This window comes from Kocuria sabuli (assembly GCF_040981185.1).
Taxonomy (GTDB): domain Bacteria; phylum Actinomycetota; class Actinomycetes; order Actinomycetales; family Micrococcaceae; genus Kocuria; species Kocuria sabuli.
Genome location: NZ_JAVHZE010000009.1, coordinates 1 through 22,916 on the forward strand (window position 1 = coordinate 1; position 22,916 = coordinate 22,916).

At 73.8% G+C, this 22,916-nt stretch carries 20 protein-coding genes; 4 read left to right on the forward strand and 16 right to left on the reverse strand.

Translation table 11 applies throughout. The features are described 5' to 3' along the window. Positions 1–227 precede the first annotated feature (227 nt). Positions 228–1,529, forward strand: coding sequence for a class I SAM-dependent methyltransferase (locus RE027_RS10235; RefSeq protein ID WP_368808155.1), 1,302 nt, complete (start codon positions 228–230; stop codon positions 1,527–1,529). Here the strand turns inward: RE027_RS10235 and RE027_RS10240 are convergent. Then, the gene (locus tag RE027_RS10240; protein WP_368808156.1) at positions 1,526–2,095 is read right to left on the reverse strand and encodes a hypothetical protein; all 570 of its coding nucleotides are present in this window, start codon (positions 2,093–2,095) and stop codon (positions 1,526–1,528) included. The two genes, RE027_RS10235 and RE027_RS10240, sit on opposite strands and share 4 nt — an antisense overlap. Positions 2,096–2,724: 629 nt before the next feature. On the opposite strand from RE027_RS10240, the gene RE027_RS10245 reads away from it, so the two are divergent. Further along, complete coding sequence (locus RE027_RS10245; protein ID WP_368808157.1) at positions 2,725–3,399, forward strand: SDR family NAD(P)-dependent oxidoreductase; 675 nt, start codon at positions 2,725–2,727, stop codon at positions 3,397–3,399. 21 nt (positions 3,400–3,420) lie between these two features. Here the strand turns inward: RE027_RS10245 and RE027_RS10250 are convergent, their stop codons facing one another. Both RE027_RS10250 and RE027_RS10255 read right to left on the reverse strand, forming a co-directional pair. Next, positions 3,421–5,055 carry an ATP-binding cassette domain-containing protein gene (locus RE027_RS10250; RefSeq protein ID WP_368808158.1) on the reverse strand — a complete coding sequence of 545 codons (1,635 nt, stop codon included), beginning with the start codon at positions 5,053–5,055 and terminating at the stop codon, positions 3,421–3,423. A 252-nt stretch (positions 5,056–5,307) separates the two neighbouring features. Next, positions 5,308–6,606 (reverse strand): MFS transporter, encoded by a 1,299-nt coding sequence (locus tag RE027_RS10255; protein ID WP_368808159.1) that lies wholly within the window; start codon positions 6,604–6,606, stop codon positions 5,308–5,310. 190 nt (positions 6,607–6,796) lie between these two features. On the opposite strand from RE027_RS10255, the gene RE027_RS10260 reads away from it, so the two are divergent. Further along, positions 6,797–7,846, forward strand: coding sequence for an ABC transporter ATP-binding protein (locus tag RE027_RS10260; protein ID WP_368808160.1), 1,050 nt, complete (start codon positions 6,797–6,799; stop codon positions 7,844–7,846). Beyond that, on the forward strand, positions 7,843–8,664 hold the full coding sequence (locus tag RE027_RS10265) for an ABC transporter permease (protein ID WP_368808161.1): 822 nt from the start codon (positions 7,843–7,845) through the stop codon (positions 8,662–8,664). Before RE027_RS10260 ends, RE027_RS10265 begins: the two co-directional genes overlap by 4 nt. Positions 8,665–8,695: 31 nt before the next feature. Here RE027_RS10265 and RE027_RS10270 read toward each other — a convergent pair whose 3' ends face one another. The 13 genes from RE027_RS10270 to RE027_RS10330 form a co-directional block, all read right to left on the reverse strand. Beyond that, positions 8,696–9,712 carry a magnesium and cobalt transport protein CorA gene (locus RE027_RS10270; RefSeq protein ID WP_368808162.1) on the reverse strand — a complete coding sequence of 339 codons (1,017 nt, stop codon included), beginning with the start codon at positions 9,710–9,712 and terminating at the stop codon, positions 8,696–8,698. Positions 9,713–9,921: 209 nt separating this feature from the next. Beyond that, positions 9,922–11,484 (reverse strand): molybdopterin-dependent oxidoreductase, encoded by a 1,563-nt coding sequence (locus RE027_RS10275; RefSeq protein ID WP_368808163.1) that lies wholly within the window; start codon positions 11,482–11,484, stop codon positions 9,922–9,924. 13 nt (positions 11,485–11,497) lie between these two features. Next, positions 11,498–12,550, reverse strand: a complete 1,053-nt coding sequence (locus RE027_RS10280; protein WP_368808164.1) for an ArsA family ATPase — start codon at positions 12,548–12,550, stop codon at positions 11,498–11,500. Next, entirely contained in the window at positions 12,541–12,816 is a 276-nt protein-coding gene (locus RE027_RS10285) for a cory-CC-star protein (RefSeq protein ID WP_368808165.1), read from the reverse strand. The genes RE027_RS10280 and RE027_RS10285 overlap by 10 nt, the downstream gene beginning before the upstream one ends. Positions 12,817–12,820: 4 nt before the next feature. After that, positions 12,821–14,530, reverse strand: a complete 1,710-nt coding sequence (locus tag RE027_RS10290) for a carbon starvation CstA family protein (protein ID WP_368808166.1) — start codon at positions 14,528–14,530, stop codon at positions 12,821–12,823. A 73-nt stretch (positions 14,531–14,603) separates the two neighbouring features. Continuing rightward, entirely contained in the window at positions 14,604–15,404 is an 801-nt protein-coding gene (locus tag RE027_RS10295) for a VOC family protein (RefSeq protein ID WP_368808167.1), read from the reverse strand. Between the two features lie 174 nt (positions 15,405–15,578). Further along, positions 15,579–16,808: an N-acetylglucosamine-6-phosphate deacetylase gene (gene nagA, locus RE027_RS10300; protein ID WP_368808168.1), complete on the reverse strand. Its 1,230-nt coding sequence runs from the start codon at positions 16,806–16,808 to the stop codon at positions 15,579–15,581. Between the two features lie 59 nt (positions 16,809–16,867). Next, positions 16,868–17,755 (reverse strand): endonuclease/exonuclease/phosphatase family protein, encoded by an 888-nt coding sequence (locus RE027_RS10305; protein WP_368808169.1) that lies wholly within the window; start codon positions 17,753–17,755, stop codon positions 16,868–16,870. Further along, positions 17,752–18,738 (reverse strand): glycoside hydrolase family protein, encoded by a 987-nt coding sequence (locus RE027_RS10310; protein WP_368808170.1) that lies wholly within the window; start codon positions 18,736–18,738, stop codon positions 17,752–17,754. The genes RE027_RS10305 and RE027_RS10310 overlap by 4 nt, the downstream gene beginning before the upstream one ends. Beyond that, positions 18,735–19,523 (reverse strand): glucosamine-6-phosphate deaminase, encoded by a 789-nt coding sequence (gene nagB, locus RE027_RS10315; protein WP_368808171.1) that lies wholly within the window; start codon positions 19,521–19,523, stop codon positions 18,735–18,737. Before nagB ends, RE027_RS10310 begins: the two co-directional genes overlap by 4 nt. 53 nt (positions 19,524–19,576) lie before the next feature. After that, positions 19,577–20,443, reverse strand: a complete 867-nt coding sequence (locus RE027_RS10320; RefSeq protein WP_368808172.1) for a carbohydrate ABC transporter permease — start codon at positions 20,441–20,443, stop codon at positions 19,577–19,579. Between the two features lies 1 nt (position 20,444). Then, positions 20,445–21,422: a carbohydrate ABC transporter permease gene (locus RE027_RS10325; protein WP_368808173.1), complete on the reverse strand. Its 978-nt coding sequence runs from the start codon at positions 21,420–21,422 to the stop codon at positions 20,445–20,447. A gap of 54 nt (positions 21,423–21,476) precedes the next feature. Further along, positions 21,477–22,805, reverse strand: a complete 1,329-nt coding sequence (locus tag RE027_RS10330; protein ID WP_368808174.1) for an ABC transporter substrate-binding protein — start codon at positions 22,803–22,805, stop codon at positions 21,477–21,479. Positions 22,806–22,916 lie beyond the last annotated feature (111 nt).

Sequence of the window (22,916 nt, forward strand, 5' to 3'; positions counted from 1 at the left end):
AGATGGCCGACGTCGTCGAGGACCTCAAGGAAGCCGGTCTGCGCGTGAGCAGGCGCATGGGGTACGTCCCCTTCGCCGACTCCTAGCAGGAGGTTCCGCACCGCGGATGCGTGACGTCAGGTGAGAACCAGCGCCCACGACCGCCGTCGCCCCGGACCCACCGAGGTCCGTCCCACGGGCGGAGCGGGACCGTGGCGGCTCCCGGCGCCGGGGAAGGAGTGATCGACATGGTGAGAACGCCAGGGGCGGCCCCGCGACTGGCCGGGATGCTGGGCATCCTGCTGGGCACGGACCGGATCCCGGTCCGGTTGCGCGCCTGGGACGGCTCGGAGGCCGGGCCGCCCGGTGCACCGGTCGTCGAGATCCGCTCGCGCAGGGCACTGCGCCGGATCCTCTGGTCGCCCGGGCAGCTCGGTCTGGGCCGCGCCTACGTGGCGGGCGAGCTCGAGCTCCCGGGCGACGTCTTCGCCGCCGTCGCCGCCCTGACCTCCACCGGGAGACTCACCGAGCCCGTTCCCCTGACGGCGCGCGAACGGTGGAGCCTGCTCCGGAGCACCGCCGCGCTGGGCGCCCTGGGGCCTGAGCCGGCCCCGCCCCCGGAGGAGGTGGACCTGCGCGGTGCCGGAGGGCGGCACTCCAAGGACCGCGACGCCGCGGCCGTCTCGCACCACTACGACGTCGGCAACGACTTCTACGCCCTGGTCCTCGGCCCCTCCCTGGTCTACTCCTGCGCCGTCTGGGACGACCCGCCCGCCGGCCTGGAGGCGGCGCAGGAGGCCAAGCACGACCTGGTCTGCCGCAAGCTGGGCCTGCGGCCCGGCATGCGGGTGCTGGACGTGGGCTGCGGCTGGGGCAGCTTCGCCCTGCACGCCGCTCAGCGCTACGGGGCCGACGTCCTCGGGGTCACCCTCTCCCCCGAGCAGGCCGCCCTGGGCCGCGAGCGCGTGCTCGCGGCCGGGCTGGCCGACCGGATCGAGATCCGGGTCCAGGACTACCGGGACGTCGACGACGGGCCCTTCGACGCCATCTCCTCGATCGGCATGTCCGAGCACGTCGGCGACGACCAGATCGACGGCTACGCCGCGCACCTGCACGGGCTGCTGCGCCCCGGCGCCCGCCTGCTCAACCATGCGATCGCCCGGCACACCGGGGACCTCCGGGGGACCGGCGGGCCCCGGGACGATTCCGACACGTTCATGGACCGCTACGTCTTCCCCGACTCCCAGGTGCTCAGCCTCACCCGGATGATCGGCGTGCTGGAGACGAACGGCCTGGAGGTCCTCGACGTCGAGGCTCTGCGCCCCCACTACGCGCTGACGCTGCGGGCCTGGGCGCAGCGCCTCGAGGAGCACTGGGCGGAGGCCGTCCAGCTCGTCGGGGAGGGGCGGGCCCGCGCGTGGCGGCTCTACATGGCCGCCGCCGTCTGGACGTTCGAGTCGGGCCGGCAGGGCGTCAACCAGGTGCTCGCGCAGCGCCCCGGTGGCCCGCCGCCGCTCGCGCGCCCCTGGCGGGCACCTGCTGGACGCTAGGCGCGGAACGAGGCGATCATCGCCTCGATCTGCCGATGCTCTTCCGACGCGGCGTACTCCCGGGCGGCCTCGAGCGTGGGGAAGTCGTGGATCGAGCTGAAGATGACCGTCCGGTAGGTGATGCCGTTGGGGGCGACCACGCCGGCCTCGACCTGACCCAGGCCGTACATGACGTGCGGCAGCATCGCGGTGGGCGGAGGGTCGTCCGCATCGGTCAGCGACGTCACGAGCCGCACGGCGTCCGACCAGCCGTACGCGTTGCGCAGTTCGGGCGCGGCGCTCAGGTCCATGGCCACGGAGCGCACCACGAACTCCCCGCTGCTGGACAGCGGCACACCGCCCGGGACGTCCCCGAGGTGGACCACCGGCGGCATCGAGCAGTCGGGGCCGCACTCGGCGCCCCACGCGATGAGGACCGACAGGTCGCCGAGGGGGGCGCCGTCCGGGCCGAGCACCGTCACCGTGCCGCCGACGTCGGAGAACTCCCCGTCCACCGACCACGTGGCGGGCAGCTCGAAGGCGAACGCCGCGTCGGCGGCGGTGCCCGAGTACGTGACGAGCTCCACGGGAGCGGCCGTCGGGGAGGTCGTCGGGGTCGCGGACGGACTCCCCGACGGCACCCCGGTCGGGGCCTCCGATGCCGTCGGCCTCCCCGTGGGAGCCCCCGACTCCGTCGGGGCGGCGGTCGGCTCCCCGGTTGCGGTCGGACTCCCCGTCGGCTCCCCTGTCGGTTCCTCCGTCGGCTCCTCCGTCGGCTCCTCCGAGGCGGGGGGCGGGCTCGACGGGGACTCGGCCCCGGTGGCCGTCGCGCCGGCTGCCGGACTTGTGCCCTCCCCCGCCGGCCCTTCGCCGGTCGGGGTTCCGCAGGAGACCAGGAGCAGGAGAGCCGCTGCCGCGGCGCTCAGCGCCCGGGTCGTTCGTGACGTGGTCGAAGACATGTTCCGGACCCCCGTTCGTGGGACCCGTGCGTCGCGGGCGGTCGCCCGGCACGGCCCCGAGGACTGCAATCTACGCAGGTCAGCGCTCCACCGGCAACGGTCCGGAGGCCTCGGGGGCCGATCGTTGCCGAACTGCAAATCTCCGGGTCCGGCCGGTCGGCCCGGCGGCAGCCCCGGCTCTGGGCGGTGTCCGCGCGGCTCGGTACGCTCGGGTCACGGCCCCGGTCCGGGACCCGCGAGAGGGCAGGAGATCGACCATGGACCTGAACGGCGCGAGGATCCTCGTGGTGGGCGCGACCGGCGTCCTGGGGCAGCGACTGTGCGAACGGTTGGGCGAGCACACCACCGAGATCGTGGTGACCGGCCGCTCCGCCGCGGACGCGGAGCGGCTGCGCGAACGGCTCGGGCTCCGCGCCGCCCACGCCCTGGACCTGGTGGACCACGACCAGGCCGTCGCGGTGGTGCGCACGGCGGCCGAGGAGCTCGGCGGGTTCGACGCCGTGCTGGTCGCCACGGGGGTCGCCGCCTTCGGCCCCGCCGCCGAGGAGGACGAGGCGGTCGTGGAGGAGCTCTTCGAGGTCAATGCCCTCGGTCCCATGGCCGTGCTCCGCGCCGCGCTGCCGCACCTCGCGGACGGCGGCGCGGTGGCGGTCCTCACCGGCGTGGTCGCGGAGCTGCCGGTGGCCGGGATGGCCGCCTACGCCGCGAGCAAGGCCGCGATGGCCTCTTGGCTCGGCTCGCTGCGGCGGGAGCTGCGGCGCCGCCGGATCGCCGTGGTGGACGCGCGCCTGCCCCACATGGACACGGGACTCGTCGACCGCGCGCTGGCCGGGCCGCCGCCCACGCTGCCCCCCGGGCACAACATCGACGACGCCGTCGCGGCAGTGGAACTGGGGCTGGAGCACGGGGTGCGCGAGGTCAGGCTCGACTGAGCAGAGCCCGGTCCGGGACCGTCACAGCACCAGCCGCGGCCAGCCCTTCGTGTCCCGCTGCAGCTGACGGTCGTGGGTGGTCAGCACCACCGCCGCGGCCGTCGCGGCGAGCGCCGCGGTCAGTTCGTCCACCAGGACCATGGACAGGTGGTTCGTGGGCTCGTCCAGCAGCAGCACGTGGGGCCGGGCGGCGAGCACCAGGGCGAGGTCCAGGCGGCGCCGCTGCCCCGCGGAGAGCTCCGCCAGCGGGCGCCGCCGGTCCTGCGCGGCCAGCAGGCCCAGCTCGGACAGCGGCAGCACCTCGGACTCGTCCAGCCGGCCCGCCAGCACGAGCCGGACCAGCTCCTGCTCGTACACCTCCTGCGCGCACCGGTTCCCGGGCCGCGACCCCTCCTGCGCCAGCAGGCCGATCCGCACCCCGGGGGCCGCGTCGCGGGAGCCCGTGTCGGGGGCCAGCGCGCCGGCCAGGACCTGCAGCAGGGTGGACTTGCCCACCCCGTTGGGCCCGCGGACCGCCAGCCGGTCCCCGGACCCCAGCCCGACGTCCACGGGCCGCGGCAGCCGCCCCGTCACCGTGACGCCCTCCGCCCGCACCAGCTCGGCGTCCGGCAGGGCCGGGAGCTCCGGCACGGACAGGGCCAGGGGCGGTTCCGGGACGTCGAGCCGGTGCCGTTCCAGGTCCTCCTGCCGGCGGTGCACCGAGCGCACGATCCCGGGGGCGCGCGTGGCCCGGGTGTGCTTGCCCGTGCCCTTCTCCGGGCGCCATCCGTCCACCAGCCGGGACCGGGCGCGGGCCAGGTCGTCGCCGAGGCGGGCGTGCTCGGCCAGCTGCTCCTGGTGGTCGTGGATCCAGCGCGACCGCTCGGCGGTCCGCCCGGCTCGCCAGCCCGCCATCCCGCCGCCGTACCACCGCGGGCGGCCGTCCCGGCTGGGGTCGAGGTCCAGGACGGTGTCGACCACCTGGCCCAGCAGCCGCCGGTCGTGGCTGACCAGGACCACTCCGCCGCGGAACTCCCGCAGCGCCGTCCCCAGGTGCGCCAGCCCCGCGGCGTCGAGGTGGTTGGTGGGCTCGTCGAGCAGGAGGAGGTCGTGGACGGTGCCCAGCAGGCAGGCCAGGCGCACCCGGTAGCGCTGGCCCACGGAGAGGGTGCTGAGCACCCGGGAGCGGTCGGTGACCGCGCCCAGTGCCTGGAGGGCCAGGTCCACCCGGCGGTCGGCGTCCCAGGCGTCGAGTGCCTGGGCGGTCGTCAGGGCCCGGGCGTAGTCCTCGTCGGCGCCGGGCGCTCCCGCGGCCAGGGCCCGGGCCGCGTCCTGCACGTGCGCCACCGCGGCGTGCTCGGCGGCGAGCTCCACGTCGAGGAGATCGCCCACGGTGGCCTCGACGGGCACGGGCAGCTCCTGGTCCACCACCGCGAGCGTCCCGGTGCGGCGCACCGTGCCGGCGTCCGGGTGGAGGGCGCCGGAGAGCACGCCCAGCAACGAGGTCTTGCCGCGGCCGTTCTCCCCCACCACCCCCAGGCGGGTGGTGGGCGTGACGGTGAGGTCGAGGCCGTCGAGCACGGTCCGGGTGCCGCGGATCAGGCGGATGCCCGTGGCGACCAGCTGGGCGCGCTCTCCCTCGGGCACGGCGGGACGGTGGGCGGGGGCGGTGGACATGCTTCCTCCGGGGTGGGGAGCCGTGCGCGGGGGGACGGGGCTCCTGGCGAGGGGACGGGTGGGCTGGACGAGGACCCGCCGCGGCGGATGTGCTGCGCGGCGGGACAGGGACCCGTCAGAGGAAGAAGTGGTGGAACATGGTGGACCCAGGATAGCCCCGGATCACCGGCTCCTGTCCGCCCCGTTGCCGGATCCCCGGCGAGCCGGGCGCGCTCGGCGGGGACCCGGCGCTCGAGAAGGCCGAGTGGCGGATCAGGGCGCCCGGCGCTCCCGCAGCGCACCGGCCGTCAGGGCGGCGACCAGCGCGAAGACCGGCACCACGACCAGCGCGGCACGCAGCCCCGCGGCGTCGGACAGGACGCCGACGGCCGGGGACAGGCTGAGGAAGCTGATCCGCATCAGCCAGCTGACCAGGGCCAGACCCGTCCCGGTCCTCAGGCCGGGGATGTCGTCCGCGGCGTGGAAGGCGGCGGGCACGAGGGTCGCGCAGCCGAAGCCGGCCACCGCGAAGCCGGCCACCGCCACGACCGGGACCGGGGCCAGGACCACGAGCAGCATGCCGGCCGCGCTCAGCACGGCGCCGGCACGGGCCACGGCGACCCGGCCCCAGCGGTCGGCCATGGGGTCCCCGAGCAGCCGGCCCACGAACTGCGCCGCCATCAGCGCCACGAGCCCGAGGCCGGCGGTCGTCAGCGGGGCGCCGAGCTCGGCGTTGAGGTAGACCGCGGACCAGTTCATCCCCACGTCCTCCACCATGACCCCCGCCATCGCGATCACGGCCACGGGCAGGAGGCTGACGACGACGATGCGCGCGGCCGAGCGGTGCCCGCTCCCGGCGCGCGCTGAGCCCGGTTCCGGGCGGGGGCCGGCCGCGCCCGGGTCCGGCGTCGTCGCGCCCTCCGGCAGCGGGTCGTCGGGGCCGATCGTGCGCAGCCCCCGGCCCTCCGCCGGGCTCAGTGCGGAGCGCAGCGCCACGAGGGCGACCGCGCTCCACACGAGCCCGCTCAGCGGCAGGTGCCATCCCAGCGGAACGCCGAGGGCGAGCGCCGCAGCCCCCATCAGCCCGCCGAGCACGGCGCCCAGGCTCCACAGGGCGTGCAGGGAGTTGATGATGGAGCGGCCGCGGGCCCGCTGGACCTCCATCCCCTGGGCGTTCTGGGCGGTGTCCACGTGGGCGTCCAGCGCGCCGCCCAGCAGCATCGCCGCGAGGAAGACGACCACCCCGGCCTGCGTTCCGGCCCCCAGGCCCGCACCTGCTCCGGCGGCCGCGAGGCACACGGCGAGCAGCACGGTGCCCAGCGCCGCGACGCGGCCGGAGCCGAAGCGGCGGATGGCCCGCGCAGGGAGGGCGCCCACGAGGATCGCCCCGAGCGGGAACGCCACGACCACCAGGCCGTAGAGGGTGTTGGAGAGCCCGAACGCGTCCTTGACCTCCGGCAGTCGGGGCAGCAGGTTCGCGTAGAGGGCGCCGTTGGTGAGGAAGAACGCGGACACCGCGATCCGGGCGCGCCGGACCCGTGCGGGGGCGAGGGCGGTGGTCTGGACGGTCACGCACCCGACTCTAGGGGCTGGTCCCGCCCGTCACCGCACCTCGTCCCCCGGCGGGCCGGGCTCCGGCCGGTGGCAGCGGGCGCGGAGCAGGGACAGCATCCGGAGCCCCGCGACGCAGGATCCGACATGTCCCGCAATCTGCGCCCGGCGGCGGAGGGCACAGGACCTGTTCGCCTTCTACCGTGGACCCATGAGCACCCCACCCATCATCAGTGCCCGCGGGCTGAGCAAGAGCTTCCGCGGGCCCGGCGGCCGGACCGTCGAAGCGGTGAACGACCTGACCATGGACGTGGCACCCGGCACGCTGACCGCGTTCCTCGGGCCCAACGGCGCGGGCAAGTCCACGTCGCTGCGCATGCTCACCACGCTGCTGCGGCCCACGGGCGGCAGCGCCACCGTGTGCGGGTTCGACGTCGCCCGGCAACCGGCCGAGGTGCGCGCCCGGATCGGCTACATCGGCCAGAAGAACGGCGCCGGGCAGTACCAGCGGGTCCGCGACGAGCTGCTCAGCCAGGGCGCCCTCTACGGGCTGGGCCGCGCGGAGACCCGGCGCCGCGTGGACGAGCTCGTGGAGGCGCTCGGCCTCGGGGAGCTCGTGCGCCGCCCCACCATGAAGCTCTCCGGCGGTCAGCGCCGCCGCGTGGACATCGCCCTCGGCCTGATCCCCGGGCCCCAGCTGCTCTTCCTCGACGAGCCCACGACCGGGCTGGACCCGCAGTCCCGCGCGCACCTGTGGGAACACATCCTCGAGCTGCGCCGGCGCTACGGGACGACCCTGTTCCTCACCACCCACTACCTCGACGAGGCGGACCAGTTCGCCGAGCGGGTCATGGTCGTGGACCGGGGCCGGATCATCGCCGACGACACGGCGTCCCGGCTGAAGTCGGACCTGGCCGGCGACCGGATCACCCTGACCGTGGACGCCGACCCGGCCGCCGCGGTGGCGGCCGTCCGCGGCGCGGCCGACGCCGCGGGGATCACGGGCACCGTGCCGGAGGCGGACCCGGCCGGGGAGGGCGCCCGCGTCGTCGTCGCGGTCGACCACGGCGAGCGCGTGCTGCCCGTTCTGCTGCGCGCGCTCGACCGCGGCGGACACACCGTGCGGACCGCCGAGCTGACCCGCCCGACCCTGGACGACGTCTTCCTCCGGCTCACCGGCCGGAGCCTGCGCGAGGAGAACCCGAGCGCGCCCGAGACCGGCCCGGCCCCCGAGGCCACGAGCGTGGGAGTGCCCCGATGACCACCGTTCCGACCACGCGCGAGTCGCCCGGAGGGACTCCCGGCGGCCCCGCCCAGGCACGCCCGGCCGGGGTCCTGCACGACTGCGTCAGCGTCTTCGTCCGGGAGCTGCGGCCGGTGCTCCGGGACCCCTTCAGCCTGGTGTTCTCGCTCATGCAGCCGCTGATGTTCCTCGCCTTCTTCGGCCCGCTCCTGGGCGGGATGACCGGGCTGCCCATCGACCGGGCGTTCCAGTGGTTCGTGCCGGGCATCGTGGTGATGATCGCGCTGTTCGGCACCGCGATGACCGGTTCGAACCTGCTGTTCGAGATCCAGTCCGGGGCGCACGAGCGGATGCTCGTGGCCCCGGTGACCCGCTCGGCGCTCATGGTGGGACGCGCGTGCAAGGAGATGGTGCCGCTCGTCCTGCAGGCCCTGGTGATCTCGGGGGTGGCCGCGTTCTTCGGCTTCCGTCCGTCCCTGCCCGGCATGGTGGTGGGCCTGGTGGTCCTCGCGGTCTTCGGGGTGGGGTTGGGGGCGTTGAGCTACGCCCTGGCCATCGTCTCCCGGAACCGGGACTGGATGTTCTGGACCGTGCAGCAGGGACTGCTGTTCCCGCTCATGCTGCTGTCCGGGATGCTCCTGCCGCTCGAGGCCGGTCCGGGGTGGATGCAGGTGCTCTCGCGGTTCAACCCGCTCACCTACATGGTCGACGCGGAGCGGGCCCTGTTCAACGGCCAGTTCGGCGACCCGTCCGTGGCGGCCGGCGCCGTCGCGGCTGTCGTCGTGGCCGCCCTGGGGCTGACCGTGGGGATCCGGGCGATGCGCAACAGCATCTGAGCGCTCCGCCGGGGCGGTCGACCGGTGTCGCTCACAGCCACTTCTTCCACTTGAACACCCCGTAGAGGACCACGCCCATGCCGAGCATGGCCAGCAGCGCGAACGGGTAGCCCAGCGACCACGCGAGCTCCGGCATGTGCTCGAAGTTCATCCCGTACACCGTGCCCACCAGGGTCGGGGCGAAGAGGATGGCCGCCCAGGCGGAGATCCGCTTGACCTCCTCGTTCTGCGCCAGGGCGGACTCGGTGAGCCGCTGCATCTCGTCGTTCTGCCGCTGCCCCACGAGGGTGGCGTGCACCGTGAGGGCGTTCTGCAGCAGCGCCCGGAAGGAGTCGGCGCGGTCCGCGGCGCGGATGGCGTGGTCCTGCACGTCCCGCAGCCGGGTCTGCAGCTCCCCGTCCAGCTGGTACTTCTCGGAGCCCCGCTGCAGGGCGTCGAGCATGTGCACCAGCGGGTGCACGGCGCGCTGGAACTCGATCACCTCGCGGGAGAGCTCGTAGATGCGGCGGGAGACGTCCTCGTCCGCGGCGAAGATCTCGTCCTCGATCTCGTCGATGTCGTTCTCCAGCCCCGCCAGGACGGGCAGGTAGCCGTCGACCACCTCGTCGAGGATCCCGTACAGCACGGCCTGCGGCCCCATCCGCAGCAGCTCCGCCGACGACTCCAGCCGGTTCCGCACCGCCGCGAGGTCGGGCGACTCGGCGTGCCGGACGGTGACCACGAAGTCGGCTCCCACGAAGACGTGCAGCTCCCCGAACTCGACCTTCTCGACGTCGTCGAGGTACCGGGCCGGGCGCAGGACCACGAAGAGGGTGTGCCCGAAGCGCTCCAGCTTGGCGCGCTGGTGGCCCTTGAGGGCGTCCTCGACAGCGAGGGGGTGCAGGCCGAACTCGCGAGCCACGGACTGCACCTCGGCGGCCCCGGGGCGGTAGAGACCGATCCACGCCATGCCGCCGCGAGCGCGCATGACCTCGTAGGTCTCGTCGAGGTCGCGCGGGGTCGACGTCCGCACCCCGCTCACGTACACCGCGTTGTCCACCAGCGTCATCGCGCACCACCTTCCGTCCGGTCCAGGAGAGATCCCGCCCCATCATGACAGGACCCGCCCGCGCGGCCGCACCGGTTCCGCCCTGGGCCGGAGCTCGGTGCCGGCGGCCCGGGCCGGAGCCGGTGGGACCGGCGAGGCGGGGAGGGACCGGCGGATCAGCGGGACGGGCGGCGCGGACCGGTGCGCTCGCGGGCCGGCGAGGGCACCGGTCAGGCCACCGTGAAGGTCCGCTCGTGCCACCCGGAGGCCCCGTCCGGGGCCGGCGCCGCCCGGTCGGCGGTCTGGACGGTCCCGTCCCGGTCCACCGCACGCACCCGTGCGGTGTGCTGACCGCCGGCCAGCTCGGTGCGCAGCACCCACTGCCGCCACGTGTCGTCGGAGGGCACCTCGCCCAGGTCGGCCTCCTGCCACGGGCCCTCGTCCACGCTGACCTGCACGGCGGCGATGCCGGTGTCCTGGGCCCAGGCGGTGCCGGCGACGACGACCTCTCCGCCGTCCACGCGGGCCCCGGGGCGGGGGACCTCGATCCGGGAGGCGGTCTTGATCGGCCCGCGCGCCGACCAGCCGCGGGGGGTCCAGTAGCCCTCGTCGCGGTCGAAGCGGGTGACCTTCAGGTCCACCAGCCACTTGGTGGCGGACACGTAGCCGTAGAGCCCGGAGACGACCATGCGCACCGGGTAGCCGTGCTCGAACGGCAGCGGCTCCCCGTTCATGGTCACCGCGAGCAGGGCGTCCCGGCCCGGGTCCAGCAGCGCGTCGAGCGGGGTCCCTGCGGTGAAGCCGTCCTGGGAGGTCGAGAGCACCATGTCGGCGCCGGGCTGCACGCCCGCCTCGGCGAGCAGCTCCCGGATCGGGACACCGGTCCACACCGCGTTGCCCACGAGGTCCCCGCCCACGGGATTGGACACGCACGCCAGCGTCACGGCCCGCTCGAGCAGGGCCCGGTCGGTGAGGTCGTCGAAGCGCAGCGTCAGCTCCCGGTCGACCATGCCGTGGATCCGCAGCTCCCACTCGTCCACGTCGATGCGCGGGACGGTCAGGGCGGTGTCGATGCGGTAGAAGTCGTCGGCGGGGGTGAGCCAGGGCTCCACGCCCTCGATCCCGAGGTCCACACCGGCGGGGATCGTCTCCCGGACCGCCGGGGCGGGGATCTTCAGCCCCTCCCGCGCCGCGGGCACGCGGGCGGCCGCGGAGGACACCCAGCGCCCGGCCACCCCGGCGGCGGCGCCCAGCACGGCCACGGCGGCGGAGGCCCGGACGAAGCCCCGCCGGTCCAGGCTCCCGGCGGCGTCCGCCGGCGCCTCGGCCCGGCGGGTGAGCACCGCCAGGCACAGCGCCCCGGCGGCCGTGCCGGCGACGACGGGGACCGCGTCCGCCACGGTCACCCCCGGCCGGGTCAGCACCGCCAGCAGCCCGAGGAGCCCCAGGACACCGAGCAGCACCGCCCCCATCGGCCGGTTGGCGCGCTGGGCGGTCCCGATGCCGGCGCCGATCCCCACCAGCCCGGCCGCCATCACGAGCAGGAGCACGAGCTTGTCCGCGGTGCCGAACAGCGCGATCACGGCGTCCTTCACGGGGGCGGGGACCGCGTCCACGATCACCCCGCCCACGGCGTTGAGCGGGGAGCCGACCGGACCGGTCACCCAGGCCAGCAGCTCGGCCAGGCCCACCGCGAGGGCCGTCGCGGCGACGCCGGCGAGGACCCACGGGCCGGCACCGGCGGAGCGTCGTCGTCCTGGTCCGGCGTCCGGCCGGGCTGAGGTGGTGGTCATGGGGACCAGGCTGTCAGCCGGCCCTGTGATCCGCCTGGACGAGCGCGGCCCCGAAGCTCTCGAGCGCCCGCTCGCCCACCACGTCCCCCGGCAGCAGCGGGACCTGCAGCAGCGGGATCCCCGGCAGGGCTGCACGCAGGGTGGCCAGGTGCGCCTCCTCCAGGGCGCGGCGCTCGGCCAGGAAGTCCCCGGCGTCCGCCGGGGAGCGCTTGTTGACCACCAGCGCCCCCACGTGCACCCCGGCGCGGACCAGCTGCTCGTGCAGCTCGACCGTCTCCAGGACGGGCAGCCGCTCGGCGGCGAGGACGATCACGAAGGCGCAGCGCCGTGGGTCCACGAGGACCTCGCGCAGCGCCTCGAAGCGTGCGCGCCGGCGCAGCAGGATCCGCCGGATCTCGAGGTCCCGCTCCTCCCGGGGGTCCCGGGGCCGCTCGGTGCCCACGATGCTCTCGCTCGCGGCGTCCCGGTCCTCGAGCCCGCGCAGGGCGGCGCCGAACCGCTCGGCCCGGACCCGGCGCCGCAGCAGGCCCTCGGTCCAGGCGGACATGATCTCGGGCAGGGCCATGAGCCGGGCGGTGTGCCCGGACGGCGCGGTGTCGAAGACGACGAGGTCGTAGTCGTCCAGGCCCGTGCCGACGAGCTCGGCGATCCGCTCCAGCACGGCGGACTCGTGCGTGCCGGGCGAGTCGCGGGCCAGCCGCATGTGCTTGTCGACCTCCCCGGCGAGGTGCTCGGGCATGAGCCGGCGGACGGTGGCGCCCACGGCGGCGAGGTGGGCGTCCGTCGTGGCGACCGGGTCCACCTCGATGCCGTCGAGGAGCCCGCCGCCGGATTCGCCGCCGTCTTCGGGCTCGTCGAGGTCCCGGGCCAGCGGGGTGATCCGGTCCCCCACCGGGCGCTCCCACAGGTGCCCGAGGTTGTGGGCGGGGTCGGTCGAGACCACCAGCACCCGCCGCCCGGCCCGGGCCTGGGCCAGGGCCGTGGCGGAGGCCACGGCGGTCTTGCCGACGCCGCCCTTGCCGCCCACGAACAGGACCCGGCGGGTCGCGGCGAGCTCTAGCAGCACGAGACGTGCTCCAGGGGCGAGCGGTCCATGCCCATCCGCCGGTGCCAGTCGTGGAACCGGTCGTAGACCACGGGCAGCAGCTCCACGGTGTAGTAGCTGGCGGGGTTGGGCACCCCCAGCGCCTCGGAGAGCACGAGCATCATGAACAGGTCCTCCTCGTCGCGCTGGGCGCGGGCGAAGGTGCGGCGGTAGGGGGCCACGTAGAACTCGTGCAGGCCCGCGCTCAGGCGGGCCTGCACGGTGCGCAGCCGGTCGAGGACCGTCACCGGCTCACCGGGAGGACCGCTTCCCCGGCGCCGCGCCCACCCGGGCGTCCTCGTCGAGCTCCGGCGGGTTCTTGCGGGCCTGGGACATCGCGATCGCGGACTCGAAGATCACCCACACGGCCGCGATCAGGATGATGACGTCGAGGACGAGCAGGAACCAGTTCTCGGCGGCGTAGAACTGCCCCAGCTGCACGATCAGCGCGTAGACCGACATCACCAGCAGGAACACGAGCGGGACCAGCACGGGCAGCACCGGGCGGCCCTTGCGCAGCAGGATCACCGCGATCATCGACAGCGTCAGGCCGGCCAGCAGCTGGTTCGAGGTGCCGAACAATGGCCAGATGAGCATGCCGCCCGAGCCGTCCGCACCGGCGCTGAAGGTCAGTCCCATGGCCACGGCGAGGACGATGACGGTGGCGAGCGCCTTGCCGATGCTGACGCCCATGATGTGGCCCGCCTCCTGCACCACGAAGCGCTGCAGGCGGATGCCGGTGTCCATGGTCGTGGCCGCGAAGAGCACGGCCATGGTCGCGAGGATGGTCGCGCTCAGCGACGGGGGGATGCCGAGGCCGGTGTTGACGACCGAGGCGCCGCCCTGGACGAAGGCGGCCACGCCGCCCTGGCCGAACGCGGTGTACACGGCCTCCCAGTCGGCGATCGTGCGGAAGCCGGCGGTCGTGGCGATGATCGCGCCGAGCGCCAGCAGGCCCTCGCCGACGGCGCCGAAGTAGCCGACGAAGCGGGCGTCCGTCTCCTTGTCCAGCTGCTTGGAGGACGTCCCCGAGGCCACGATGCCGTGGAACCCGGAGATCGCCCCGCACGCGATGGTCACGAACAGCAGGGGCACGAGGCTCGGTGTGCCCTCGGGCACGGAGTCGTTGAAGGCCGGGGCGACGACGGTCGGGGAGGAGATCAGCACCGCGCCGTAGAGGATGCCCAGGGCGATGAACAGCTGCAGGCCGTTGATGTAGTCGCGCGGCTGCAGCAGCATCCACACCGGCAGCACCGAGGCCACACCGGCGTAGAGGAACAGGACCACGATCCAGAACGCGTTGGCCGGCAGGCCCAGGACCGTCTCCGGCAGGACCACCGGGAACCGGTCGCCGACCAGGATGAGGGCGTAGAGCGCCACGACGCCGACGACGGACACGACGGCGAGGTTCCACTTGTAGCGGTAGACCGCCTGGCCGATGAGCAGCGCGACGACGATGGCGCCCCACGTGGGGATGACGGCGGTGGGCGTGCCGACCAGCAGGTTGGAGATCACCACGGCGAACGCGGCGTTGACCATGAGCAGGACGAGGAAGATCACGACCAGGAACAGGTTCCGGCCGCGGTGGCCGATGTACTGCCCGGACAGCGACCCGATGGACTTGCCCTTGTGCCGGTTGGACGCCCACAGGGCGCCGAGGTCGTGGACGCCGGCGAAGAAGACGGTGCCGAGGGTCACCCAGAGGAACGCGGGCAGCCAGCCCCAGATGACGGCGATGGCCGGGCCGACGATGGGCGCGGCACCGGCCACGGAGGTGAAGTGGTGGCCCCACAGCACGTACTTGTTGGTGGGGACGTAGTCCACGCCGTCGCTCAGCTCGTGGGCCGGGGTGACGAAGGACTCCTGGAGTTTGTAGATCCGGCGGGCCACGAACTTCGAGTACAGGAGGTACCCGAGGAGCATCATGGCCACACCGACGACGGCGAGGACGATGGAGTTCATCTCGCTCCCAATCTGTGTGGAGGTGGCGGTGGGTGTCTGCTGGATCACAATCCTAGCGCCGACCCGCTCCCGGTTACCGGGTCCGGCCCTGCGCCGGCGCCCCCGGGGCCATGATCGCGAAGGACTCCCGGTCCGGGCCCGCCACCACGGCGAGCCGGCCGTACGAGGAGTCGAACGGGTCCTCCACGACCGAGCCACCGGCGTCGCGCACCCGCTGGACGACGGCGTCGACGCCGTCCACCCGGAAGCACACGGCCCAGACCGCGGGCGCGTCCTGCGCGGAGGGGTCCGTCCCGCCGATGCCACCGGCCGGGCCGTTCCCCTGCGGCACCGTGAACACGGTGTAGGGGACGCCCTCACCGCCCATGTCCTCGTAGCTGTAGCCGAAGACCTGCGCGTAGAAGTCCCGGGCGGCACGGTGGTCGGGCGTCGTGAGTTCGCACCACGCCACGGCGCCGGGCACGTCGACGACGCCGAAGCCGGTGTGCTCACCGGGCTGCCACATCCCGAAGACGGCTCCGGTGGGGTCCTGCCAGGCGCCCGTCACGCCGAGCGGGCCGAGGTCCGTGGGCTCCACCAGCTGCGTGCCGCCGGCGTCCAGGACCCGTCGCGCGCCCAGCTCGATCCGGTCCGTGGCCAGGTGGACCTGCCACACGTGGGGCACTCCCGCCAGGTCGGGGGCCGCCGGCGCGAGCCCGGCCACGGGAGCGCCGTCGAGGAGGGCGGTGCAGTAGCCGCCGTGCTCGGGCCGGGGCTCGTCGTACTGCCAGCCGAGGACCTGCCGGTAGAACTCCTGCGTCCGGCCCAGGTCGGAGGTCACGAGGTCCGCCCAGCAGGGTGTTCCCGCCGGCCACGGTTCGCTGCGCTGCGTCATGAGGGACTCCTTCCGACACGGCCAGGGTACGCCGGGCCCGGCGTACCCGACCGGCCCGGCCGGGGATCGTTACCCACCCTTCTCCCCGCGCATTCCACGGGGCCGCGGAGGAGCGCCACGCGCCTGCCGGCGGGGGCGCTCACCGCGCCCTCGGTGCCGTGAGCAGGTCCGGCGTCACCGGGGAGGGCCCGCAGTGATCCACTCGCCCCGCCGCATCACGGCCGCCGGTTCGAGGTCCTCGTCCACGACCACGAGGTCTGCGAGCGCCCCCGGCCGCAGGCTCCCGACCTCGCCGGCCAGGCCCAGGACGCGCGCCGGGACCACGGTCGCCGATCGCAGCGCGTCGCCGAAGGGCACCCCCGCCGCGGTCGTCTCGCGCAGCACGTCGAGCATCGTCGCCGTGCCGCCGGCGATCGTGCCGTTGGACACCAGGGTGGCCACCCCGTCCCGCACCCGGACATCGGCCGGTCCCAGTTGGTACGTGCCGTCCGAGAGCCCGGTGGCGGCCATCCCGTCCGTGACCAGCGCGATGTTGTCGGCGCCCGCCAGCTCGAACGCCCACAGCACGATGCAGGGGTCCAGGTGGGTCCCGTCGGCGATGAGTTCCACGACGGCACGGCCCGCCGCGGCGGCACGCAGGCAGGCGGGCACCGGACCGGGTGCGCGGTGGTGGATGGCCGGCATGGCGTTGAACAGGTGCGTCACCGTGGGCCTCCGGGGCGCGCCGTCCCCGGAGGCGTCGCGGAGCAGCGCCTGCAGGTGGTGCAGGGCGGTGTCGACGGTCGTGGTGTCCGCGTCGGTGTGCCCGAGGGACGGGACCACGCCGTGGGCGACCAGCAGCTCGGCCAGCTCCCGGGCGCCGGGCAGCTCCGGGGCGAAGGTCATGGTCCGGAGCGTCCCCGCCGCGGCGGCGACGAGCTCGGCGGCCAGCCCGGGGTCCGGTTCCCGCATCCACGCGGGGTCCTGCGCCCCGCACCGGGAGGTGGACAGGAACGGGCCCTCGAGGTGGATCCCGGCGACCAGTCCCTCCCCGGTGAGCGCCGCCAGCAGCGGCTCGGCGGCCAGCAGCTCCTCCCGCGAGGCGGTGACCAGGCTGGCCACGAGCGTCGTGGTGCCCTGGCGGTGGAAGGCCTCGAGGGTGGCGCGGATCGGGCCCTCCTCCGAGGAGGAGAAGTCCGCGCCGAAACCGCCGTGGCAGTGCACGTCCACGAGCCCCGGCAGCACCATCTGCCCGGGGGCCAGGACGTGGTGCTCCCCCGGGTCGCCGCCGCGGTGCCCGGAGCGCGGCCCGGCGTGGACGACGCGATCGCCCTCGACGACCACCAGGCCGTCCTGGTGCTCGGCGTACCCGGTGTGCACGCGGCCCGAGAGGATCGTCCTGCGCGGGGACTCCTCGGAGACCAAGGGCCTCACCTCCTTCTGGCCGTACGGGCGTCGTGCGGGGCGGCCGGATCGGCTCGGGGTTACCGGACCAGCCCGTTCGGGGACCGGGGGATCCCGAGGTCGGCGACGATCGGCAGGTGGTCCGACGCGGAGGTGCGCACCACGTGCGCGGCCTGCGGCCGCACGCCCTCGGACACGAGGACGTAGTCGATGCGCAGGCTCGCGTCCTCGACCGGGGCGCCGTCCGGGGCGAAGGTGTAGGCGTCGTCCTGGCCCAGGGCCGCGAAGGTGTCCGTGAACACCTCGAAGAGGCCCTGCAGCTCCGGGGCGCCGGGCTCGGCGTTGAGATCCCCGACGACCACCGCCGGGCGCCGGCTCTCACCCGTGATCTGCAGGATCTCCCGGGCGTGCAGTTCACGCTGCTCGGCACGCTGGTGGTCGAGGTGGGTGCTGTAGAACCCGACGTGGTGACCCCTCACGTTGATCACCGCTTCCAGCAGACCGCGCTGCTCGGTGGGCTGCTCCGTGTACTCGATGCTGGTCAGCAGGTGGTTCTCGGCGTCGATGATCGGGTACTCGCTGAGGATCGCGTTGCCGTACCGGCTGTTTCCGGTCCGGCCCTCGGCGGGTGCCACGTCCAGGTTCGCGCCGTACACGTAGTGCATGCCCAGGAGCTCCGCGAGGCGGGCGGCCTGGTCCTCGAAGTCGCTGCGCGAGGACCACGCGTCGTCGACCTCCTGCAGGCCGATCACCTCCGCGCCCGACGCCTCGATCACGGCGGCGGTGCGCTCCAGGTCCAGCACGTCGTCCCCGTCCGCGCCGTGGTGGATGTTGAAGGACATGACGCGGAGGTCGGTGCTCCGGTCCGGACCGCGGTCCGGGGCCGCTGCCGCGGGGGTCGCGCCGAGCACGCCGGCGGTCACGAGCAGGGCAGCCGCGGAGCCCGCGGCGATCAGCTTCTTCATCATGAGGTGCTCCTTGTGCAGGGGGTGGGGATGGGTGATCGTTCGTGGAGGGGGAAGAGCCGGCCCTCCGTCAGCAGGTCCGTCAGCGGCACCGGGCTCGCGATCTCGCCGACGAAGCTCCCGTCCACGCTGTTCTGGAAACCGAACACGACCCACTGGCCGTCACGCTTGCGGAACAGCTGGGCGGCGTAGACGCCGGGCACGAAGAAGCTGGAGCTCCGCTGGAGCTCCCACGGCCCGAGCCGGCCGGGGCCGGGGGCGATCCAGGTCCCGGTGCTCGCCTCCGAGAACGGGATGCCGGGGGCCAGCCGCGGGAGGCAGGAGAAGATCAGCACTCCGGTCCCGTCCACGACCTGCGACTGGACGACCTCCATCTCCCCGAAGCCGGCGGGCGCGCTCAGCGGGGGACGGACGGACCAGTGCTCCAGGTCGTCGCTCACCGCGTGGCCGACCACGCCGCGGGCGTCCGGGTCCCCGATGGCGGCGCGTGCCGTGACGAGCATCTGCCACTGCCGGGTGTGGTCGTCGTAGAAGACGAACGGGTCCCGCCACGCCTCGTCCGGCCAGGTGCCCTCGCCGAGCTTCTCGTACCAGCGGGGGTCCGCCTCGAGCGGGCTCGCGCCGGTGCGCTCCCAGGTGATCAGGTCGTCCGAGACGGCCGAGCCGATGCGCTGCCGCAGCCCGTCCTCGGCGCGGCCGATGCCGGTGTAGAAGAGGTGCCACCGGCCGTCGTGGCCCCGGACGGTGCTGCCCGTCCAGGTCGCCAGGTCGTCCCAGGACGGTTCGTCGCCGGCCACGAGGGCGTCCGGCAGCAGGGTCCAGGTCTCGAGGTCGGACGAGACGGCGTGCCCGATCGAGGCCCGGCGGTGGCGGCGGTCGGGGTCCCGCAGGGCGCGGCTGGCCCGCAGGAAGAACAGGTGGTAGTCCTGTCCGTCGTCGGCCAGCCAGCTGTCCCAGACCCAGTGGTCCGCGAGGCGGAACGTCATCGGTCCTCCTGGCGCAGCCGGTGCCCGGCCTCGGCCACGACCCGGTAGTAGTCGGTCAGGACGAGCCGGCTCGCCGCCGCCTCGTCCACCACGACCGTGACCGCCCGGTGGAACTGCAGGACCGACCCCGGGCACATGGCGGACACGGGCCCCTCCACGGCGGCCGCCACGGCGTCGGCCTTGCGCTCGCCCTGGGCGACCAGGAGCACCCGGCGGGCGTCGAGGATCGTGCCCAGCCCCTGGGTGACGCAGTGGGTGGGGACGTCGTCGGGGTCCTCGAAGAACCGGGCGTTGTCGGCACGGGTCCGCGCGGACAGCGCCTTGACCCGGGTGCGCGAGGACAGCGAGGACCCCGGCTCGTTGAAGCCGATGTGGCCGTTGGCCCCGATGCCCAGGAGCTGGAGATCGATGCCGCCGGCGCGGGCGACGGCCTCCTCGTGGTCGCGGCAGGCCGCCTCGAGATCGTCCCGGGACCCGTCCGGCACCCGCACCCGCGAGGGCGCCAGGCCGAAGGGCCGGGCGAGCTCGCGCTCCAGGACGGCGGCGTAGCCGGCCGGGTGGCCGGCGGGCAGCCCGACGTACTCGTCGAGGGCGAAGCAGCGGAGCCGCGAGAGGTCCAACGACCCCTCGGCCTGGCGGCGGGCGAGCTCCCGGTACGCCCCCCGGGGGGACGAGCCCGTGGCCACTCCCAGCACGGTGTCCGGCCGACGCGAGACCTGGTCGGCGACGACGTCGGCCGCCCGCGCATCGACGTCGTCGGGCGTGGGCAGGACGAGCACTTCCATGAGAGGTCCTTCCGGACGACGGGTGGAGGCGGACGGTGACGGGACGGGCCGGTTCAGCCCTTGACGGCCGAGCTCGCCACGCCCTCGATGAACCAGCGCTGGAAGACGAGGAACACGACGACCACGGGCACGACCAGGAGCACCCCGAAGGCCATGACCTCCCCCCACGCCGGAGGGAGCTGACCCGCGAAGACGCTGACCTGGAGGGGCAGGGGACGCAGGTTCGGCTCGGAGATCATCAGCACCGGCCACAGGAACGCGCCCCACTGCGTCAGGAAGGTCAGCACCGCCACCGACGCGTAGGCGGGCTTGCTCATGGGCGCGATGATCTGCCAGAACACCCGCAGCGGTCCGGCGCCGTCCATCCGGGCGGCCTCGTCGATGCTGCGGGGGATCCCGGAAAAGAACGAGTAGAAGAGGAAGATCGACAGTGCGTTGCCGACGAAGGGGGCGATCTGGATCCACAGCGTGTTCCGGGCGTCGTTGTAGAGGTAGAACATGGGCACGGCCACGGCCTCGAACGGGACGATGAGCAGCAGCAGGATGCCCAGGAGCACCAGGTTCCTGCCCCGCCAGTGCAGCCGCGACAGGGCGAAGGCCGCCATCGAGTTGACCACGAGCCCGAGCCCCACCACGGAGACCGTGACGGTGATGGACACGAAGAAGAACCGCCACAGGTGCCCGGTGCTGTCCGAGGACAGGCTCGAGGCCACCCCGGTGTAGTTGTGCAGGCCCCACCCGCGCGGGTCGAAGACCTCGAAGCCGGCGAGCGTCCGGGAGGCGGGGGCCAGCGAGGCTGCCGCCATGTAGGCGACCGGGGCGAAGAACAAGAGGCTCGTGACGACGAGCACCGCGTAGCGGGGCACGTCTGTCCCGCGCCGGCGGCGGCCGGCAGGGGCGGTGGAACCGGTCTGCGTCATGTCAGTCCTCCCGTTCGCGGGTGGCGCGGCGCTGGATGAGGGACAGGACCACCACGATCACGAAGAACACCACGGAGATGGCGCTCGCGCGCCCGATGTTGTTCTCGTCGAAGGCGGAGGTCACGGCCTCGTACATCACCGTGCGGGTGGCGTCCTCGTTGAGCCCGCCGCCGGAGCGCGCCAACACGTAGATCTGGTCGAACACACGCAGCGACAGGATCATCGTGTAGAGCGCCACGAAGACGAGGGTGGTGTTGATCCCGGGCAGGGTGACGTGCACGAAGCGCTGCCACGCGTTGGCCCGGTCCAGGCGGGCCGCCTCGTAGAGGTCGGCGGGCACCTGCTGCAGGGCCGCCAGCAGGATCACCATCTGGAAGCCCACGCCCTGCCAGATCGACAGGACGATGACCGAGGCCAGCGCCGTGAGCTCGGAGCCCAGCCAGTCCTGGGCCCCGAGGTTCCCGCCCGAGAAAAACCCGAGCAGGGAGTTGAGGAGGCCGTCGTCCCCCCGGGCGAGGATCAGCCGCCAGATGAGGGCTACGAGCGCGATGGGGAAGACGACGGGCAGGAAGAAGACGGAGCGGAAGATCCCGATCCCCGGGATGCTCTTCTGCACGAGCAGGGCCAGCCCGAGCGCGAGGGCGGTCTGCACCGGGACCACCACGGCCGCGAAGACCAGGTTGTGGAGCAGCGCGCTGAGGAACCGGCTCGACACGTCGGGATCGGTGAAGATCCGCGCGTACTGGGTCAGCCCCATGAAGGCGGGATCGCGCGGGTCGCCGAGCCGGACGTTGTAGAAGGAGAAGCCGATGGCCGCGAAGAACGGGACCGCGACGAACAGGACGAGCAGCAGCACGGCCGGACCCGTCATCAGCGCGCCGGCCAGGCCGTCCCGCCGGAGCCCCTTCCGGGGTGGTGGAGCCTCGGGCACGTCCGCCGGGGCCGACGTGGGGGCCGCGAGGCCCGGTGTGGTGGTCATGGTGCACTCCTCGCAGGTGCGCGGCGGGGCCGACGGGCGGCCCCGCCGCGGCGGTCACTCGTCCTGGTAGCCGTTGTTGTCCTCGAAGTCGGCGTCGACGGCCCGCGCCGCCCTGTCGAGCTCCGCCTGCGGGTCCGCCCCGCCCCAGATGGCCGCGAGGGCGCTGCCGTAGGAGCTCGTGATCGTGGGATAGCCCGGAGTGATGGGCCGCGCCACCGCGATGCAGTCCTGCGTGACGTCCTCCGAGCTGCAGGCCGAGGCCAGGTTGGTCGCGAACAGCTCCAGCGGGCCGCCCTCGCCGTAGAGCTCGCTGCCCTCGAGGGCGCTCGTGGTGCCCGGCACCGCCGCGTTGGCCTCGACCATCCTGGCGATGCTCTCGTCGGAGTGCAGGAAGTCGAGGAAGGCGCCGGCCGCGGCCTGGTCCCCTCCGGCCGCCGGTGTCACGCCCCACTGCCACGAGCCGTGACCCGCCTTGGTGCCGTTGCCGAGGTCGGGCAGGGGCATGAGGACCAGGTCCTCGCCGAGGGCATCGCTGAACGTGGGGTACATCCAGTTGCCGGTCCAGGTCAGGGCGACGTCGCCGTCGGGGAAGGCGGTGCCGCTGGTGTTGGGGTCCGTGTGCTCCTTCCACGAGGCCCACTCCTCGAGCGCCTCGACGTTCTCGGCGCTGTTGAGCACCCCCTCGGCCTCGCCGTCCCGGAGGAGCGTGCCACCGTTGGACCACAGGACCGGGGTGGTGGTGAAGGTGCCCCACTCGGCGGCGAAGCCGTTGGCCTCGCCCAGGTCGATCGCGTTGCCCGAGGGGCTGACCTCCGCCAGCTTCTGCAGGTTCTGCTCGAACTCCTCCGCCGTCCACGCCTCGTCGGCGGTGGCCGGGGCATCCACGCCCGCCGCGTCGAGAAGCTGCTGGTTGCCCCACAGCCCGAGGCCGACGTCGAACATCCCGACGGCGTAGGTCCGGTCCTGGTACGTGCCGCTCTCCCGCACCCCCTCGATCCGGTTCTCGAGGGTCTCCTGCGACACCACGTCGTCGAGGGGCACGAGCTTGCGGTCGTAGACGAAGGACGCCATCGTCGGGGCATCCATCTCCATCACGTCGGGCAGGTCCTCCGCGGAGGTCGCCTGGACGGTGCTGGTGTAGTCGGCCTCGGGAATGAGGGTCAGCTCGACATCGACGTCCTCCTGCGAGTCGTTGTACTCGGCCACGAGGGCCTCGAGCGCCTCGGCCTCGGCCGCCTGGCCGCTGTGCGCCCAGACCTCGACCACGCCGTCGCCCTCCGCGTTCGCGCTCTCCCCGCCACCGCAGGCGGACAGCACCATGGCCATCGACAGGCCGGTCCCCAGCACCACGGCCCCGGACCGGCGCCTCGTTCGTGCACTCATGAGCAGTTCCCTTCTCTTCGTCGCAGGGTTCGCGATGGCTGCGGCTTCCGTCTTCCCCAGCTTGGACTAGACCAATTTGTGTGTCAACGGTCACACTTGGAGGATGCAGCC

Excerpts from the sequence above, each read along its gene's own strand:
- RE027_RS10235 (WP_368808155.1), top strand. The coding sequence starts at position 228 with ATGGTGAGAACGCCAGGGGCGGCCCCGCGACTGGCCGGGATGCTGGGC.
- RE027_RS10245 (WP_368808157.1), top strand. The coding sequence starts at position 2,725 with ATGGACCTGAACGGCGCGAGGATCCTCGTGGTGGGCGCGACCGGCGTC.
- RE027_RS10250 (WP_368808158.1), bottom strand. The coding sequence starts at position 5,055 with ATGTCCACCGCCCCCGCCCACCGTCCCGCCGTGCCCGAGGGAGAGCGC.
- RE027_RS10260 (WP_368808160.1), top strand. The coding sequence starts at position 6,797 with ATGAGCACCCCACCCATCATCAGTGCCCGCGGGCTGAGCAAGAGCTTC.
- RE027_RS10265 (WP_368808161.1), top strand. The coding sequence starts at position 7,843 with ATGACCACCGTTCCGACCACGCGCGAGTCGCCCGGAGGGACTCCCGGC.
- RE027_RS10270 (WP_368808162.1), bottom strand. The coding sequence starts at position 9,712 with ATGACGCTGGTGGACAACGCGGTGTACGTGAGCGGGGTGCGGACGTCG.
- RE027_RS10275 (WP_368808163.1), bottom strand. The coding sequence starts at position 11,484 with ATGACCACCACCTCAGCCCGGCCGGACGCCGGACCAGGACGACGACGC.
- RE027_RS10290 (WP_368808166.1), bottom strand. The coding sequence starts at position 14,530 with ATGAACTCCATCGTCCTCGCCGTCGTCGGTGTGGCCATGATGCTCCTC.
- RE027_RS10295 (WP_368808167.1), bottom strand. The coding sequence starts at position 15,404 with ATGACGCAGCGCAGCGAACCGTGGCCGGCGGGAACACCCTGCTGGGCG.
- RE027_RS10305 (WP_368808169.1), bottom strand. The coding sequence starts at position 17,755 with ATGATGAAGAAGCTGATCGCCGCGGGCTCCGCGGCTGCCCTGCTCGTG.
- RE027_RS10310 (WP_368808170.1), bottom strand. The coding sequence starts at position 18,738 with ATGACGTTCCGCCTCGCGGACCACTGGGTCTGGGACAGCTGGCTGGCC.
- nagB (WP_368808171.1), bottom strand. The coding sequence starts at position 19,523 with ATGGAAGTGCTCGTCCTGCCCACGCCCGACGACGTCGATGCGCGGGCG.
- RE027_RS10320 (WP_368808172.1), bottom strand. The coding sequence starts at position 20,443 with ATGACGCAGACCGGTTCCACCGCCCCTGCCGGCCGCCGCCGGCGCGGG.
- RE027_RS10325 (WP_368808173.1), bottom strand. The coding sequence starts at position 21,422 with ATGACCACCACACCGGGCCTCGCGGCCCCCACGTCGGCCCCGGCGGAC.
- RE027_RS10330 (WP_368808174.1), bottom strand. The coding sequence starts at position 22,805 with ATGAGTGCACGAACGAGGCGCCGGTCCGGGGCCGTGGTGCTGGGGACC.